Raw genomic sequence first — 17,539 nt, 5'->3', positions numbered from 1 at the left:
GAGTGACCTCCATGGATACGATGAAACTGCAAAAGCGCGCTCCGACGTCGGCGATGCTCGATCCCAAGATCGTCCTGCCTGCGATCCGCGCGTCCTTCACCAAGCTCGATCCGCGGCTGATGGTGAAGAACCCCGTGATGTTCGTGGTCGAGATCGTGGCCGCGCTCACCACGGTGATCTTCCTGCGCGACCTCGTCACGGGCGGCACAGGTCTGGGCTTCACCTTCCAGATCATCCTCTGGCTCTGGTTCACGGTGCTGTTCGCCAATTTCGCCGAAGCCGTCGCCGAAGGCCGCGGCAAGGCCCAGGCTGAATCGCTGCGCAAGACCCGCACCGAGAGCCAGGCCAAGCTGCTGACCGGCGCCGGCCAGGCCTTCAGGCTGGTCCCGGGCACCAGCCTCAAGGTCGGCGACATCGTGCTGGTCGAGGCTGGCGACACCATCCCGTCCGACGGCGAGGTGATCGAGGGTGTCGCCTCCGTCAACGAGGCCGCCATCACCGGCGAATCCGCGCCCGTCATCCGTGAATCCGGCGGCGACCGCTCGGCGGTCACGGGCGGCACGCAGGTGCTGTCCGACTGGATCCGCGTGCGCATCACCGCGGCGCAGGGCTCGACCTTCATCGACCGCATGATCAAGCTGGTCGAAGGCGCGGAACGCGCCAAGACGCCGAACGAGATCGCGCTCAACATCCTGCTGGCCGGCCTCACCATCATCTTCGTGTTCGCCACCGTCACCATTCCGAGCTACGCGGCCTATGCCGGCGGCTCGATCTCGGTGATCGTTCTGGTCGCGCTGTTCGTGACGCTGATCCCGACCACGATCGGCGCGTTGCTGTCGGCCATCGGCATCGCCGGCATGGACCGCCTGGTGCGCTTCAACGTGCTGGCGATGTCCGGCCGCGCCGTCGAAGCCGCGGGCGACGTCGACACGCTCTTGCTCGACAAGACGGGCACCATCACCCTCGGCAACCGCCAGGCGACCGCGTTCCGCCCCGTGCGGGGCGTCACCGAGCAGGAGCTGGCCGATGCGGCCCAGCTCGCCTCGCTCGCCGACGAGACCCCGGAAGGCCGCTCGATCGTCGTGCTTGCGAAGGAGAAATACGGCATCCGCGGCCGCGACATGGCCGAATTAGGGGCCACCTTCATTCCGTTCACGGCGCAGACCCGCATGAGCGGCGTCGATGCCGGCGGCTCGTCGGTGCGCAAGGGTGCCGTCGATGCGATGCTGAATTATGTCGGCGGCGGAGCGCCGCTGGCGATCACCTCCGGCAACACCGCGCGCGCCCTGCAGCCCGGTGGGCTCTCCGAGGTCGGCCGCGAGGTCCAGACCATCGCCGACGAGATCTCGAAGGCCGGTGGCACGCCGCTTGCGGTCGCGAAGGACGGCAAGCTGCTCGGTGTCATCCAGCTCAAGGACATCGTCAAGGGCGGCATCCGCGAACGCTTCGCCGAGCTGCGCCGCATGGGCATCCGCACCATCATGATCACCGGCGACAATCCGATGACCGCGGCTGCGATCGCGGCGGAAGCCGGCGTCGACGACTTCCTGGCGCAGGCCACGCCTGAGGACAAGCTCAAGCTGATCCGCGACGAGCAGGCCAAGGGCAAGCTGGTGGCGATGTGCGGCGACGGCACCAACGACGCGCCGGCGCTGGCGCAGGCCGACGTCGGTGTCGCCATGAACACCGGCACCCAGGCCGCGCGCGAAGCCGGCAACATGGTCGACCTCGACTCCAACCCGACCAAGCTGATCGAGGTGGTCGAGATCGGCAAGCAGCTGCTGATGACCCGCGGTGCGCTGACGACGTTCTCCATTGCGAACGACGTCGCCAAGTACTTCGCGATCATTCCGGCGATGTTCCTGGCGTTCTACCCGCAGCTCAACGTGCTCAACATCATGAACCTGTCGAGCCCGCAGAGCGCCATCCTGTCGGCGATCATCTTCAACGCGCTGATCATCATCGCGCTGATCCCGCTGGCACTGAAGGGCGTCGCCTATCGCGCAGTCGGCGCCGGCGCGCTGCTCCGCCGCAACCTCCTGATCTACGGTCTCGGCGGCATCGTCATTCCCTTCATCGGCATCAAGGCGATCGACCTCGTCGTCGTCGCCCTGCACCTCGCCTGACCGCCGTCCCCGGGCGTGCAACGCGCGCCCGGGGGTCGACGAAGACATTGGAGATCCAACATGCTCAGAGAAATCCGCCCCGCCATCGTCCTGCTGCTGGTGCTCACCGCCATCACGGGCCTTGCCTATCCACTCGCGATGACCGCCATCGCCGGCACGCTTTTCCCCGCGCAGGCGCAGGGCAGCCTGATCGAGCGTGACGGCAAGGTGGTCGGCTCCGCCCTGATCGGGCAGGAATTCAAGGAGGACAAATACTTCCACGGCCGTCCCTCGGCGACGCTGGCGCCGGACCCGAACGATTCGACCAAGACGGTGTCCGCGCCCTACAACGCCGCCAATTCGGGCGGCTCCAATCTCGGCCCGACCAGCAAGGCGCTGGCCGACCGGCTGAAGGAGGATGTGGACAAGCTCAAGGCCGAGAATCCGAACGCGGCCGTCCCGGTCGACCTGGTCACCACCTCGGCCAGCGGCCTCGACCCCGACATCTCGCCGGAAGCCGCGCAATTCCAGGTGCCGCGCGTGGCCAAGGCGCGGAATATGCCGGAGCAGGCGGTGACGCAGCTCGTGGCCGCCAACGTCCAGGGCCGTCTGTTCGGCGTGCTCGGCGAACCCCGCGTTAACGTATTGGCCCTGAACCTCGCGCTCGATCGCGCATCGGCGAAGTAGCGGCCTATGCCGGTCGCGTCAGGATGACTATATTGCCCTCATGGTCCGAGAGCGCCGCGATCCCGAACAACGTCCCTCGCCCGAGGCGCTGCTGGAAGCGGCGCGGCGGGAGGAGAGCGCGAGCGGCAAGCTGAAGATCTTCGTCGGCGCCGCTCCCGGCGTCGGCAAGACCTACGAGATGCTGCAGAGCGCGCACGCCAAGCGCAAGGCCGGCATCGACGTCGTGATCGGCTTCGTCGAGACCCATGGCCGCGCCGAGACCGAGGCGCTGGTGCGCGGCCTCGAAGCGGTCCCGCGCAAACGGCTCGATTATCGCGGCCAGATCGTCGAGGAAATGGACCTCGACGCGGTGATCGCGCGGCGGCCGGCCATCGCGCTGGTCGACGAGCTCGCTCACACCAACGCTGCCGGCAGCCGCCATCCCAAGCGCTATCTCGATGTCGAGGAGCTGCTGTCCCACGGCATCGACGTCTACACCGCCGTCAACATCCAGCACATCGAGAGCCTGAACGACGTCGTCGCCCAGATCACCCATGTGCGCGTACGCGAGACCGTGCCGGATTCGGTGTTCGACCGCGCCGACGCCATCGAGCTGATCGACCTCACGCCCGACGATCTGATCCAGCGGCTGAAGGAGGGCAAAGTCTATGTCCCCAAACAGGCCGAGCGGGCGCTGGAGCATTATTTCTCGCCGGGCAACCTGACCGCGCTGCGCGAGCTGGCGCTGCGGCGGACCGCCGAGCGGGTCGATGAGCAACTGCTCAACCACATGCAGGCGAATGCCATTGCCGGCCCATGGGCCGCCGGCGAACGCATCCTCGTCTGCGTCAGCGAGGATCCGCGCGCGGCCGGTCTCGTGCGCTACACCAAGCGGCTCGCCGATCGGCTGCACGCACCCTTCATCGCGATCTCGATCGAGACGCGGCGATCGCTCCAGCTGTCCGACGCGGAGCGCGACCGGCTCGCCGACACGCTGCGCCTTGCGGAATCGCTGGGTGGCGAAGCCCTGACCATTCCCGCCGTCGGCCGCCGCATCGCCGACGATGTCATCAGTTTCGCGCAAGCCAACAACGTCACCCAGATCGTGATCGGCAAGTCGACGCGGTCGCGCTGGTTCGAGATGACGCGCGGCTCGGTCGTGCACGATCTGGTGCGCCGTGCCGGCAATATCAGCGTCCACGTCATCCCCGGCGACGAACTGTCCGAAGAAGCCGCACCCAAGACCGCGGTGCAGACGGCGGCGCGCTCCGATCCTTTCGATGCCCGGCCCTATCTCAAGGCGATCGGGATTACCGCGCTTGGCCTTGCGGCCGCCGTGGTCATCAAGCCGTATTTCGGGATCGAGAATGTCGATCTCGTCTTCCTGACCGCCGTGGTGACGGTCGCGGTGCGGTATGGACTGTGGCCCTCGCTGCTTGCCAGCCTCGTCTCGTCGTTCGCCTACAATTTCTTCTTCCTGCCGCCGGTCTACACCTTCACCATCACCGATCCGACCAATGTCGCGGCGTTCTTCTTCTTCATGCTGATTGCGATCCTGGTGTCGAACGTGGCCGGACGGGTGCGCACCCAGGCCGATACCGCGATCGGCCGTATCCGCACCACCGAGCAGCTCTATGCGTTCAGCCGCAAGCTCGCCGGTACTGCGACGCTCGATGACGTGTTGTGGGCGAGTGCCTATCAGATCGCACTGATGCTCAAGGTGCGCGTCGTGCTGCTCCTGCCCGAAGACGGTCTCCTGACGGTGAAATCCGGCTATCCGCCGGAGGACGAGCTCGACCAGGCCGATCTTGCCGCCGCCAACTGGGCCTGGAGCAATGATCGTTCCGCCGGCCGCGGCTCGGACACGCTGCCGGGTGCAAAGCGGCTGTTCCTGCCCATGCGCACCGGGCGCGGCCCGATCGGCGTGATCGGCATCGACAACGACCGCACCGGCCCGCTGCTGACTCCGGACCAGCGACGGCTGCTGGACGCGCTGGTGGACCAGGGCGCACTGGCGATCGAGCGCGTGCTGCTGGTCGAGGACATGGATCGCGTCAAGCGCACCGTCGAATCCGAGCGGTTGCGCTCGGCCTTGCTGACCTCGATCTCGCACGACCTGAAGACGCCGCTCGCCTCGGTGCTGGGCGCAGCCTCGACCATGCGCGATCTCGCGGGCGCCCTGTCCGACACCGAGAAGCGCGATCTGCTCGCCACCGTGATCGACGAATCCGAGCGGCTCAACCGCTTCATCGCCAATCTCCTCGACATGACCAAGCTCGAATCCGGCGCGATCGTGCCCAACACGGCGCTGCACGATCTCGGCGAGATCGTCGGCAGCGCGCTCCGCCGCGCCAGCAAGATCCTGACCGCGCACAAGGTCGAGCTGGTGCTGGCCGCCGACCTGCCGATGCTCGAGCTCGATGCCGTGCTGTTCGAGCAGGTGCTCTTCAACCTGCTCGACAACGCCGCAAAATATTCGCCGCCCGACACCACGATTGCGATCAGGAGCCGGCGCGAGCGGGATCAGGTCGTGCTGGAGATCGCCGACGAGGGCGACGGCATCCCGCCCGCCGAGCTCGAGAGCGTGTTCGACAAGTTCTACCGCGCGCAGAAGGGCGATCGTGTCCGTCCCGGCACCGGGCTCGGGCTCGCCATCTCCCGCGGCTTCGTCGAAGCCATGCGCGGCACGATCTCGGCCGCCAACCGCAATGACCGGAGCGGCGCGGTCCTCACCATTCGTCTGCCCGTCCCCGCGCAGACCCACGCATTGGATACCGCCGCATGAGCGCCGCCCCGATCAAGGTCCTGGTCATCGACGACGAACCGCCGATCCGCAAATTGCTGCGGATGGGGCTGACGACGCAGGGCTATGAGATATTGGAAGCGCCGAACGGCAAGACCGCGCTGGAGAAGCTGGCGGAAGGGCCGGCGCTGATCATCCTCGATTTGGGCCTGCCAGATATCCAGGGGCACGAGCTGCTGCGCACCATCCGGGCCCGCAACGAAGCTGTGCCGATCGTGGTGCTGTCGAGCCGCGGCGACGAGGCCGGCAAGGTGCAGGCGCTCGATCTCGGCGCCGACGATTACCTGACCAAGCCGTTCGGCATGGACGAGCTCTTGGCGCGTTTGCGCGCTGCACTACGTCACCAGCTCCAGGTCCAGGGCGAGCGCCCGGTGTTCCGCACCGGCGATCTCTCGGTCGATCTCGTGCGCCGCATCGTCAAGGTCGGCGAGCGCGAGGTGAAATTGTCGCCGAAGGAATACGATCTCCTGCGCGTGCTGGTGCAGCACGCCGGCAAGGTATTGACCCATCGCTTCCTGCTGAAGGAACTATGGGACGAACTGACCGACGCGCAATATCTGCGCGTCTATGTCCGCCAGCTCCGCCAGAAGATCGAAGCCGACCCCGAACGCCCGCAATATGTGCTGACGGAGACGGGGATCGGGTACCGGCTGAAGGCGGGGGAGTAGGCGCAGGGGACCCCGTCATGGCCGGGCTTGTCCCGGCCATCCATGTGCTTCAGCGTGCCGCCTAGACGTGGATGCCCGGGCCAAGCCCGGGCATGACGACCTTGGTGGCAGCGCGATCCTGTCTCCACGTCGTCATGCGAGGAGCCCTTGCGACGAAGCAATCCAGAATCTGTCCGCGAAAAGATTCCGGATTGCTTCGCTGCGCTCGCAATGACGGAGCAGATTAACCCGCCTTCCTCGCCCGCGCCGTCGACCTGTGCGCCTTCTTCGCGGCCTGCCGCCGTCCCGTCGCCCGGCGCGCATGCGACTTCGCGGCGGTCTTCTTGCCGCGGCCGCCGCCCTTCAGGCTCTGCTTCAGGGCGTCCATCAGGCTGACGACGTTGCTCGGGCGCTCCTCGGGCTCCGGCAGCTTGATTGTCTTGCCGCTGGCCTTGCGCTTTACCAGCGCCTTCAGCGCGGTCTCGTACTCGTCCTTGAACTTGCTGGGATCGAAATGCGCAGCCTTGGTGTGCAGGATATGGCCGGCGAGCTCGACCATGTCCTTGGTGATCTTCGGGCTCTTGATGTCGCCGAAGAACTCGTCCTCGTCACGGAGCTCGTAGGGAAAGCGCAGCGTGGTGCCGAGCAGGCCCTTGCCGAGCGGCTCGATCGCGATGATGTGCTCGCGGTTGGTGAGCACGATCTTGGCGAGCGCCACGCGGTCCTGGTCCTTCATGGCGTCGCGGATCACCGCGAAGGCGTCGACCGCGGCCTTGCCATCGGGCGCGATGTAGTAGGGATGGTTGAGATAACGCTGGTCGATCTCCTCGCTCGGCACGAAGCTCTCGATGTCGATGGTGTGGTTGCTCTCGATCTGGACCGCCTCGAGCTCCTCCGGCTCGATCTCGACATATTTGCCCTTGCGCAGCTCGTAACCGCGCCCCTTCTGATCGCTCTCGACCACGTCGCCGGTCTCGGAATCGACCATCTGCTGCTTGAGGCGGTTGCCGGTCTCGCGGTTGATCATGTGAAACCGGGTCTTCTCGGCCGCCGTGGTCGCGGGATAGAGCACGACCGGGCAACTGACCAGCGACAGCCTCAACGTTCCCTTCCAGTAGGCACGGGGCGCCATTGCATTCTCCAGCGTTTTCAAGACGTTTTGGAACCCCAACCCTCCCGTCGTGTTTTGGTTCCGGGTGGGACTTTTGCCATGATAGGCTTCAACGCCGAATGAGATGCGGGACCGGTCGTGCTGCGAAAACTCTCCACCTATCGACAGAAACGCGATTTCGAGAAGACGCCGGAGCCGTCGGGCAAGACCGCGGTGGCGCCATCGAAGCAGCGGCGCTTCGTGATCCAGAAGCACGATGCGACCCGGTTGCACTATGATTTCAGGCTCGAATTCGACGGCGTGTTCAAGTCCTGGGCCGTGACCAAGGGGCCTTCGCTCGATCCGCACGACAAGCGCCTGGCGGTCGAGGTCGAGGATCACCCGCTCGACTATGGCGATTTCGAAGGGACGATTCCCGAAGGCCAGTACGGCGGCGGCACGGTGATGCTGTGGGATCGCGGCACCTGGGAATCGGACGATCCCGACCGCGGCTTCAAAAAGGGCGATCTCAAGTTCACGTTGCACGGCGATAAGCTGCACGGCAGCTGGGTGCTGGTGCGCATGCGCAACCGCGGCGGCGAAAAGCGCACCAACTGGCTGCTGATCAAGCACCGCGACGAATATGCCAGTGCGGACGAGGATATCCTGGCAGAGGACAAATCCGTCGCATCCGGCCGCGCGATGGATCAGATCGCCGTCGGCAAGGGCCGCGCGCCAAAGCCGTTCATGCTGGCCAAGGGAGCCAAGGGCAAGGCCGACGCGGTCTGGCAGTCCAATCGCGCCGAGGAGACGAAAGGCAGGACCTTGCAGCCGGCGCCGCGCACGGCGCTGAAGGCCGGAAAGAGCGGAAAGAAGACGACGACGGCCACGACCGCCAGGAAAGTCTCGGTGATGCCGGATTTCGTCGCGCCGCAGCTGTGTACATCGGTCGAGCGTCCGCCCGCCGGCGACAGCTGGTGCCACGAGATCAAGTTCGACGGCTATCGCGTCCAGCTACGCATCGAGGATGGCGAGGCGACGTTGAAGACGCGCAAGGGCCTCGACTGGACCGACAAGTTCGGGACGATCGCGAAGGAGGGCGCATCGCTCCCGGACGCCATGATCGACGGCGAGATCGTCGCGCTCGATCACAACGGGGCGCCGAATTTCTCCTCGCTCCAGGCCGCGCTGTCGGACGGCAAGACCGAGGACCTCATCTTCTTCGCGTTCGATCTCCTGTTCGCCGAGGGCCTCGACTACCGCCGGCTGCCGCTCGGCGAACGCAAGGAGCGCCTCAAGGCGCTGCTGGAATCGCGCAAGAAGAAAGCGAGCCAGATCCGCTATGTCGAGCACTTCGTGAGCGGCGGCGACGCCGTGCTGCAGTCGGCCTGCAAGCTCGAGCTCGAAGGCGTGGTCTCGAAGAAGGTCGATGCGCCGTACCGTTCGGGTCGCACCGAGAGCTGGACGAAAGCAAAGTGCCGCGCCGGCCATGAGGTCGTGATCGGCGGCTACAAGACCACCAACGGCAAATTCCGCTCGCTGATGGCCGGCGTGCATCGGGGCGATCATCTCGCCTTCGTCGGCATGGTCGGGACCGGCTTCGGCGCCGACAAGGTCAAGCGCATCATGCCGTCGCTGAAGGCGATGGAAGCCAAGGAAAGCCCGTTCGGGGGCAAGAATGCCCCGAAGAAGACGCGCGATGTGCACTGGCTGAAGCCCGAGCTCGTCGCCGAGATCGAGTTCGCCGGCTTCACCGCCGACGGCAATATCCGCCAGGCCGCGTTCAAGGGCCTGCGGCAGGACAAGCCCGCCGAGGAGGTCGAGGCCGAGACGCCTGTCGATACCGCGCTGGCAAAGCCGTCGGCCGGGAAGCGCGCTGTGCCCAAGACAGCCAAGCGGAAGGACGCCGGAACGGCCGAGGTGATGGGCGTCGTCATCTCCAAGCCGGACAAGGAGCTGTGGCCGGATGGCGGCGACGGCGAGGGTGTCACGAAGCTCGATCTCGCGCGCTATTTCGAAGCGGTCGGCTCGTGGCTGATCGCGCATATCAAGGGGCGCCCGTGCTCGATCTTGCGCGCACCCGACGGCATCGGCGGCGAAAAATTCTTCCAGCGCCATGCCATGCAGGGCACGTCGAACCTGCTGGAGCTCGCCAAGGTCTCAGGCGACCGCAAGCCTTACCTGCAGATCGATCGCGTCGAGGGTCTCGCTGCGGTCGCGCAGATCGGCGGCGTCGAGCTGCATCCCTGGAATTGCGCGCCGGACGCTTATGACACGCCGGGCCGGCTGGTGTTCGACCTCGATCCCGCGCCGGATGTCGATTTCGCCGACGTCGTCGAGGCAGCCAAGGAAATGCGCCAGCGCCTCGCTGATGTCGGCATGGAGAGCTTCTGCAAGACCACCGGCGGCAAGGGCCTGCACGTCGTGGTGCCGCTGCTCCACGGCGCGCGCGACAAGGTGAGCTGGAAGGAGGCCAAGGCCTTCGCGCAAGGTGTCTGCCAGTGGATGGCCGACGACGATCCCGAGCGCTATCTGCTCAACATGTCGAAGAAGCTGCGCAACGGAAAGATTTTTCTGGACTATTTGCGCAACGATCGCCTGTCCACCGCGGTCGCTCCACTGTCGCCCCGCGCGCGCGACGGCGCGACGGTCTCGATGCCGCTGACCTGGGCGCAGGTGAAGAGCGATCTTGATCCTAAGAAATACACGGTGCGGACCGTACCGGGCCTGCTGGCGCGTTCGAAGGCGTGGGATGGCTATGATGATGCGGCCGCGTCGATCAAGGCAGCGGCGAAGAAACTTGCGGGGAAGAAGTAGGGTGGGTTAGCTCGCGGACGCGCGAAGCGAAGTCAGCGAGCGTAACCCACCACTTTTGTCTCTGCGGAAACCAAAGAGGTGGGTTACGCCTTGCGGCTAACCCACCCTACGAGTCTACGAGTCCTCGCGCTATATCCGTCCCATCAGCAGCAGGATCAGCAGGATGACGATGACCAGTCCGAGGCCGCCGCCGCCGTAATAGCCGGTGCCGTAGAACGGGCCGCCGCCGATGCCGCTGAAGCCGCCGAGCAGGGCGATGACCAGAATGATCAGAATGATCGTACCGATAGACATGCGAATCTCCTCCAGCCCTTTGAGAAAGGGTCGTTTGCACCTGTCCCTTTGTGCGAGGGCAACTTGCCGCATGTTTTAAAGTTCCGGATTTGAAACGGGCTGGCAGGTCCCAACTGCATGGAACCTTTGCCCGTCCGGCCGGCATGATTATGTGAGGATCATTCAGCGCAGGGCAGGACCATGTCAGCACCGCTTGTCGTTTCCATTCCGCATCGTCTCGGCCGCGAGGAGGCCGCGCGTCGGCTCAAGACCGGGCTCGGTCGCGCTGCAGCGAGCGTTCCCGTGGTGCAGGTCGAGGAGGAGCGCTGGAGCGGCGACACCATGAATTTCCGCATTCGCGCGCTCGGGCAGATCGCGACCGGTCAGGTCGATGTCGCGGACGACCACGTCAAGGTCCAGGTGGTCTTGCCCTGGCTCCTGCAGCGCTTCGCCGAGATGGCGCAGGCGACGATCAGGAAGCGCGGGCAGTTGCTGCTGACCAAGGACGACGGAAAATGAGTGTCAGGCGCGGGCGCGCTGCCGCGCCGGCATGAGGGCGCTGGATGCGCGCGCCTCGATGACAGCCGCAGGGACATCACGGAAAGCCTGTGCGAGCGGGAGCTCGTTGCCCGCCAGCCCCGGAGCGCTGTAGCCGGTGATATCGACACTCGCGTCAAAACCTTCGAGCACGGGCCATTCGCGCCCAGCCTGGGTGAAGGGCGCGAACTGGCGCCCGACCACGACGATTGCGGCCGCGCGACCATGGCGGCGGGCGAATGCGATGACATGGTCGGCGTGCGCGCCGCGCACCTCCAGCGGCTGGTAGTCGCCCTGCGCGAAGACGTCCGCATGCGCGTTGCGCAGCTTGAGCAGCTGCCGCGTCCAGGCCAGCTTGAGCCGGCCGTCCGGCCAGGTCTTGACCAGCGTGCTCCAGTCCGGCGCTTCCAGTGCTGCCAGCGCCGCGTTCCGCGTGGAAAAATCCACGGGACGGCGGTTGTCGGGATCGACCAGCGAGAGATCCCAGAATTCGGTGCCTTGATAGAAGTCGGGCGCACCAGGCAGTGTCGCCTTCAGCGTGAGCTGGCTCAGCGAGTTGAGCGCGCCGAGCAGTGCGAGGCGGCGGGCCAGGGTCTGCAGTGCCTCCAGGAATTCGCCCGACAAGGCGGGATCGAGGAGCTTGGCGATAAAGCTCTTGATGCCGTTCTCATACGTCTCGTGCGGATTGAGCCAACTCGTCTCCTCCTTGCCTTCGCGCGCGGCCTTCAGCGCATAGGCCTGGATGCGTTCGACGAATTCTGCGCCAGGCGTCTCGCCAAGTGGCCAGGCGCCGAGCAGGGTCTGGTACAGCATGTATTCGAACGTCGCCGACGGCGCGCGCAGATTGCTCCGGAGCGCGAGATGCGGCGCGTTCAGCACCTTCCAGCGCGATACCGCGCTGGTCCATTCGCCGGGGATCTCGCTCAGGGCGGCGATCCGGGCACGGGCGTCCTCGCCGCGCTTGGTGTCGTGGGTGGCGGTCGCCGTCATGCCCTGCGGCCATTCCTTGGCGCGCGCCCGCATGGCCTCGTGGAACGCGGCAATGGTGAGGCCGGTGCTCGCGGGATCGCCGCCGACCTCGTTCAGCGCGAGCAGCCGGTGGAACTGGTAGAACGCGGTGTCCTCCAGTGACTTCGCCATCACGGGTCCGGTGAACTGCTGCACCTTCAGCGCGAAGCGGCGCACCCGCGGCTTACTGTGCGGAGGGCGGCCGGGCTTGAGCAGGTCCATGGTCAGCGCGTCGCGCAGGAAGTCGAAGATGCCTTCGTCCGCGGCGAACCATTCCCGCCGGGCGCGCTCGATGGTGTCGTCGATCAGCTTGCGGTCGGCTGCAGTCGGGCCGCTATGCGTCAGATAGGTGCGATAGACCGGGAAATGCAGCACGTACAGCTCGAGCGCCTGCCGCAAGCTGTCGGCCGAGAAGTCGCGCGTCGAGTAGTGCCCGTTGGCGATGCGCGCCAGGAGGCGCGTCAGCACGGTGAATTCGCTCGTCAGCAGCGTCTCCAGCACGCGCCGCTTGGCGTCCTTGACATAAGGCGCAAGCCGCGGCGCGCGGTTGCTGATCTGCCGCCAGGTCTCGTCCAGCGCCTCCAGCCCCTTGGCGTCGACCAGCACTTGCGTGATGACGTTCATCCACTCATAGCCGGTGGTGCCCTGGACGCCGGCGAAATGCGGCAGCTTCTCGTGCTCGCAGAGGATCTTTTCGATCACCGTGTAGAACGGCTTGGTCTTGCCCTGGGCATCACGCACCAGCCGGCGCAGCCGCTGGCAATATTGCGCGGGATCGCGCAGGCCGTCGATGTGATCGAGGCGGATGCCCTGCAGCCTACCGTCGGCGACGAGTTGCTTTACCAGCCGGTGCGTGGCGGCGAAGGTGCCGGGGTCCTCGACGCGCAGGCCCGCCAGCCCGTTGACGTCGAAGAAGCGGCGATAGTTGATGTCGCTGGACGCAAGCCGCCAGTGCCCGAGCTTGTAGTGCTGGCGCTCCAGCAGGTGATGCAGCACCAGCGTCTGCGCAGGACGGTCCGTCCCGGCGCGATAGGCCTCGAGGCCGTGGGCGATGATGTCGGCGCTGCCAGCGATCTCCTTCAATTCCGCCTTGAACGCCGGAGCCTCCTTGCGGTTCGGCCGTCGCAGGCCCGTGTAGCGCGCGGCGAGCGAGAGCAGGCGTTTACCGGCCACGGTATCGGCGGCGTCGGCCTCCTTCACGATGATCCGCAGCATTTCGCCGTAGCGCTCCGGCGCGACGGGTAGGCGATGCTCGAAATACCAGGCGGAAAAGCTGCCCTCGTCGGGATCGTAGCGCAGCTCGATCTCGCCGCGCTCGAGCGCCTCGCCATAGGACGCGCCGAGGATCGGCAGCAGCACGCCGCCGCGGGCGCGGTAGGCCAGCTGATCCCAGTCGATGTCGAAGGAGACCGCATGGGGCGAAGCCTGCCCCCATTCCAGCACGTCGAGCCACCAGGGATTGTCGGCGAAATGCACGCCGACATGGTTGGGCACGAAGTCGATGATGAGACCGAGATCGTGCGCCCTAAGCGCCTCGCTCAGCCGCGCGAAGCCGGCTTCGCCGCCGAGCTCCGGATTGAACTGGCTGTGATCGACGGTGTCGTAGCCGTGTGTCGAGCCCTTGCGGGCCTTCATCACCGGCGAAGCATAGAGATGGGTGATTCCCAGCGCCTTCAGATACGGCACCACCGCGGCAGCCTTGTCGAAGTCGAAATCCGCAGTGAGCTGAAGCCGGTAGGTCGCGAGCGGAATGGCAGGAGGCATGCTAACCTCCGAGGCGCCAGACCACCGACCAGGGCGGAAGCCGATCACCGGACGCGCCGCCCCAGACCGGCGTGCCCGCGCTGATATTGGCCGCGATCTCGTGATCGCCGAGATTGGCGATGAGCCGCAAATTCGTGCCGTCGCCCATGCGCCAATGCGCGCTGAGCAGGCCGTTGTCGGTCGCCTCGGCATCACCGAAGCGCGCGCCCTTCAGCCGTGGCATGATCTCCTTGCGCCGGAGCGCGAGCAGCTCCCGCACCAGCGCCAGGCGCGCGTTCTGCTCCGGCGTGTGGCCGGTCCAGTCGAGCACGGCCGATTGCAGCGTTGCCGGATCGAGCGGGTCGGGAACGTCGTCGCCATATTTCTCGTAAGCCCAGGCATATTCCTGTTTGCGGCCCTTGCGCACGGCATCCGCAAGCCCGCCCTGGAAATCGCAGAAGAACGGGAAGGGCACCTTCGAGCCCCATTCCTCGCCCTGGAACAGCATCGGCACCATCGGCGCCAGCAGCGTCACCGCGAGCGCGGCTTCGATCTGCTGCGGCGATGCCAGGCTTTCGAGCCGGTCGCCGAGCGGACGGTTGCCGATCTGATCGTGGTTCTGCAGGAAGTTGACGAATGTCGCAGGGGGTAATTCGCCGCTCGGCTCGCCGCGCGGCTTCTTGCCCCAGAATTCCGAGATCTCGCCCTGGTAGACGAAGCCGGAGGCCAGCGCACGGGCGAGATCCATGCGCGGGGTCTGGTAGTCGGCGTAATAGCCGTTGAGCTCACCGGTCAGCATCACATGCCAGACGTGATGATAATCGTCGTTCCACTGGCCGCGATATCGACCGTTGGGCGGCTCCTGCGCGGCGTCGAGCAGGCTGGCGCGGTTATCGCCGTTCTCCAGCACGAGATGGATGTGCCGTCCCGTCGCCTTGGCAAGTTCGCCCGCGGCGACGCTGAGATCCTGCAGCATCGACTGCTCGCCGGGGATCGCCATGATGTGGTTGGCGGCATCGAGCCTCAGCCCGTCGAAGCGGTAGTCGGTGAGCCATGACAGCGCGTTCTCGACTGCGAAGGCGCGGACCTGCGGCACGCGGTAGTCGATCGCGCTGCCCCAGGGCGTGTGCGCGTCGGTGAAGAAGGTCGGCGCATAGCGGCCGAGGTAATTCCCTTCGGGCCCGAAATGATTGTAGACGACGTCGAGGAAGACCATGAGCCCGCGCAGATGGGCCTCGTCGATCAGCGTCTTCAGATCTTCGGGGCGGCCATAGGCGCTGTCGGGTGCGTACCACAGCACGCCGTCATAGCCCCAGCCGCGGCGTCCCGCGAAATCGGCCAGCGGCATCAATTCCAGCGCCGTGATGCCGGTTGCGACGAGATGATCGAGCTTGTCGGTCATGGCGCGGTAGGTGCCCTCGGCCGTGAAGGTGCCGACATGGGTTTCGATCAGCACCGTCTCTTCCCAGGGGCGGCCGCGCCAATCCTTTGCGCGCCAGGCGAAGGCGTCGTGATCGATCACCTCGCTGGGGCCGAACACGTCGTCCGGCTGGAAGGCGGACGCCGGATCGGGCACGTCGATCTCGTCGTCGATCCTGAACTTGTAGGGACTGCCGACGGGCAGGCCGGCAATCTCCGCGACATACCAGCCGTCCTGCCGGCGCTGCATGGCATGTCTGCGGTCGAGCAGGAGATCGACGCGGCGTGCGCCGGGGGCCCATAGCCGGAACGACACGCCGTCCTTGATCGGCTTCGCCCCGAACGATGCCCTCATGGCGCCCCCGCGAAGGCGAGCACGGAGCGCGGCGGCGCCTTGCTGTCGCTTCCGGGCGGGAAATCGATCGTGTTCAGCTTGGCGTCAGTCGTGTTCAGGATCTGCTGCCAGCTCTTGTATTCGGGCATCTTCGGCAATTTGAATGCGATCTCTTCGGGGGCGGCGTTCAGAACGATAAAGATCGCCGCGCTACCCGGTTCCATCGGCCCCATCACATAGGAGAGAAACCGCCCATCCGGGAATGTCCAGTCGCTCTCCGTCATCTCGTCGCCCGCAGGCGTCAGCCAGAGCGCGCCGTAGGAGATGCCGTCCTTCGGCCGCCCGTCGAGCCAGCGATGGCTGCGAAGCTGCGAGAAGCGGCTGCGGACATCGGCGAGATGAGCGACGAAGTCGACCATGTCCTCGCCGTCCTTGCCGAGATTGTCCCAGCCGACCCAGCCGACCTCGTTGTCCTGGCAATAGGCGTTGTTGTTGCCGGATTGCGTATTGCCGACCTCGTCGCCGGCGAGGAGCAACGGCACGCCCTGCGCCAGCATCAGGCAGGCCAGCACGTTCTTGCGCAGCTGCCGGCGCAAGCCGAGAATGGCCGGGTCGTCGGTCGGGCCCTCGACACCGCAATTGTTGCTGTGGTTGTCGTTGGAGCCGTCGCGATTGTCCTCGCCATTGGCCTCGTTGTGCTTCTCGTTGTAGCTGAACAGATCGGCCAGCGTGAAACCGTCATGCACGGTGATGTGGTTGATGCTGGCGCGCGGCCGCCGTCCGTCGTGGTTGAACAGGTCGGAGGACGCCGTCATGCGGCTGGAGATGTCGCCGATCAGGCTGCCTTCGCCGCTCCAGTAGCGGCGCATGGCGCTGCGATAGCGGTCGTTCCATTCCGACCATTGCGAGGGGAATGCGCCGACCTGGTAGCCGCCGAGACCGAGGTCCCAGGGCTCGGCGACGAGCTTGACCGTGGCCAGCACCGGATCCTGGCGGACGGCGGTCAGGAACGAGATGCCGCGATCATAGCCGTTCGGGCCGCGCGCGAGCGTGGTCGCGAGGTCGAAGCGGAAGCCGTCGACATGGCAGACCTCGACCCAGTAGCGCAAGGAATCCATCACCATCTGCAGCACGCGCGGATGGGTGAGGTTCACCGACGAGCCGCAGCCGGTGAAGTCGTCGTAATAGCGCGGGTTCTCGCGGTTCAGCCAGTAGTAGGACGCATTGTCGATGCCGCGGTAGCACAGCGTTGGGCCGAGATGGTTGCCCTCGGCAGTGTGGTTGTAGACGACATCCAACATCACTTCGATGCCGGCGTCGTGCAGGCGCGCGACCGTGGTGCGGAAGGAATCCAGCGCATTGTCCTGGGCGTAGCGCTGCTCCGGCGCGAAGAAGGAGAGCGTGTTATAGCCCCAGTAATTGGCGAGCTTCTTCTCGACCAGGATGCGGTCGTCGACGAAGCTGTGGATCGGCAGCAGCTCGACCGTGGTGACGCCGAGCCTTTTCAGGTGCTCGATCATCGCAGGCGAGGACAGGCCGCCATAGGTGCCGCGCAAATTCGGGGGCACGTCGTCGCGCTTCTGCGTCAGGCCCTTGATGTGGGCCTCGTAGATGATGGTGTCTTCCCAGGGGATGTTGGGGCGGATCTCGCGGCGGCCCCAGTTGAAGGTCTCGTCGACCACGACGGCCTTGGGCATGCCGCGCGCGTTGTCGCGGCGGTCGAAGGACAGGTCCTCGCGCGGCGAGCCGGTGCGATAGGCGAAATGCGCATCGCTCCAGACCAGCCGTCCCGAGAGCCGCTTGGCATAGGGGTCGAGCAGCAGCTTGTTGGCATTGAAGCGGTGACCGTGCTCGGGCTCGTAGGGGCCGTGCACGCGGTAGCCGTAGAGCTGGCCCGGCGAGACGTCGTTGAGATAGCCGTGCCAGACGTCCTCGGTCTTCTCGGGCAATTCGATGCGCTCGAGCTCGCGGCGGCCCTGCGCGTCGAACAGGCACAGCTCGACCTTCTGCGCATTGGCGGAGAACAGCGCGAAATTGGTGCCGCGTCCGTCCCAGCTTGCGCCGAGGCGAGCGGGCGATCCAGCAGTGAGGCGCATC

The 17,539-nt window shown here is 65.9% G+C and carries 11 protein-coding genes; 6 read left to right on the top strand and 5 right to left on the bottom strand.

All coding sequences use genetic code 11. The features are described 5' to 3' along the window. Positions 1-11 precede the first annotated feature (11 nt). The 4 genes from kdpB to JQ617_RS13440 are packed head-to-tail and all read left to right on the top strand — an operon-like array spanning position 12 to position 6,242. Positions 12-2,126 (top strand): potassium-transporting ATPase subunit KdpB, encoded by a 2,115-nt coding sequence (gene kdpB / locus JQ617_RS13455; RefSeq protein ID WP_212026705.1) that lies wholly within the window; start codon positions 12-14, stop codon positions 2,124-2,126. A gap of 60 nt (positions 2,127-2,186) precedes the next feature. Next, positions 2,187-2,792 (top strand): K(+)-transporting ATPase subunit C, encoded by a 606-nt coding sequence (locus JQ617_RS13450; RefSeq protein ID WP_212026704.1) that lies wholly within the window; start codon positions 2,187-2,189, stop codon positions 2,790-2,792. A gap of 40 nt (positions 2,793-2,832) precedes the next feature. Beyond that, complete coding sequence (locus JQ617_RS13445) at positions 2,833-5,556, top strand: DUF4118 domain-containing protein (RefSeq protein ID WP_212026703.1); 2,724 nt, start codon at positions 2,833-2,835, stop codon at positions 5,554-5,556. Beyond that, positions 5,553-6,242 carry a response regulator gene (locus JQ617_RS13440; protein WP_063689747.1) on the top strand — a complete coding sequence of 230 codons (690 nt, stop codon included), beginning with the start codon at positions 5,553-5,555 and terminating at the stop codon, positions 6,240-6,242. Before JQ617_RS13445 ends, JQ617_RS13440 begins: the two co-directional genes overlap by 4 nt. Before the next feature lie 223 nt (positions 6,243-6,465). Here JQ617_RS13440 and ku read toward each other — a convergent pair whose 3' ends face one another. Then, a complete protein-coding gene (gene ku, locus JQ617_RS13435; RefSeq protein WP_212026702.1) occupies positions 6,466-7,353 on the bottom strand; it encodes a non-homologous end joining protein Ku in 888 nt (295 codons plus the stop codon). Between the two features lie 117 nt (positions 7,354-7,470). Between ku and ligD the strand changes: the two genes are divergently transcribed. Further along, the gene (gene ligD, locus JQ617_RS13430; protein WP_212026701.1) at positions 7,471-10,128 is read left to right on the top strand and encodes a DNA ligase D; all 2,658 of its coding nucleotides are present in this window, start codon (positions 7,471-7,473) and stop codon (positions 10,126-10,128) included. A 129-nt stretch (positions 10,129-10,257) separates the two neighbouring features. On the opposite strand, the gene JQ617_RS13425 is transcribed toward ligD, so the two are convergent. Beyond that, positions 10,258-10,422: a DUF3309 family protein gene (locus JQ617_RS13425; protein WP_018318514.1), complete on the bottom strand. Its 165-nt coding sequence runs from the start codon at positions 10,420-10,422 to the stop codon at positions 10,258-10,260. 180 nt (positions 10,423-10,602) lie between these two features. Here JQ617_RS13425 and JQ617_RS13420 point away from each other — a divergent pair, with 180 nt between their 5' ends. Next, positions 10,603-10,920, top strand: coding sequence for a polyhydroxyalkanoic acid system family protein (locus JQ617_RS13420; RefSeq protein WP_063689739.1), 318 nt, complete (start codon positions 10,603-10,605; stop codon positions 10,918-10,920). Between the two features lie 3 nt (positions 10,921-10,923). Here JQ617_RS13420 and treY read toward each other — a convergent pair whose 3' ends face one another. The 3 genes from treY to glgX are packed head-to-tail and all read right to left on the bottom strand — an operon-like array spanning position 10,924 to position 17,538. Then, a complete protein-coding gene (gene treY, locus JQ617_RS13415; RefSeq protein ID WP_212026700.1) occupies positions 10,924-13,710 on the bottom strand; it encodes a malto-oligosyltrehalose synthase in 2,787 nt (928 codons plus the stop codon). A gap of 1 nt (position 13,711) precedes the next feature. Continuing rightward, the gene (treZ, locus tag JQ617_RS13410) at positions 13,712-15,463 is read right to left on the bottom strand and encodes a malto-oligosyltrehalose trehalohydrolase (protein ID WP_212026699.1); all 1,752 of its coding nucleotides are present in this window, start codon (positions 15,461-15,463) and stop codon (positions 13,712-13,714) included. Beyond that, a complete protein-coding gene (gene glgX / locus JQ617_RS13405) occupies positions 15,460-17,538 on the bottom strand; it encodes a glycogen debranching protein GlgX (RefSeq protein WP_212026698.1) in 2,079 nt (692 codons plus the stop codon). Before glgX ends, treZ begins: the two co-directional genes overlap by 4 nt. Position 17,539 lies beyond the last annotated feature (1 nt).

The sequence above is a fragment of the Bradyrhizobium sp. KB893862 SZCCT0404 genome, assembly GCF_018130885.1.
GTDB classification, from domain to species: Bacteria; Pseudomonadota; Alphaproteobacteria; order Rhizobiales; family Xanthobacteraceae; genus Bradyrhizobium; species Bradyrhizobium stylosanthis.
The sequence above is the reverse complement of the archived record's forward strand: the minus strand, read 5'-3'. Positions and strand labels throughout refer to the sequence as shown.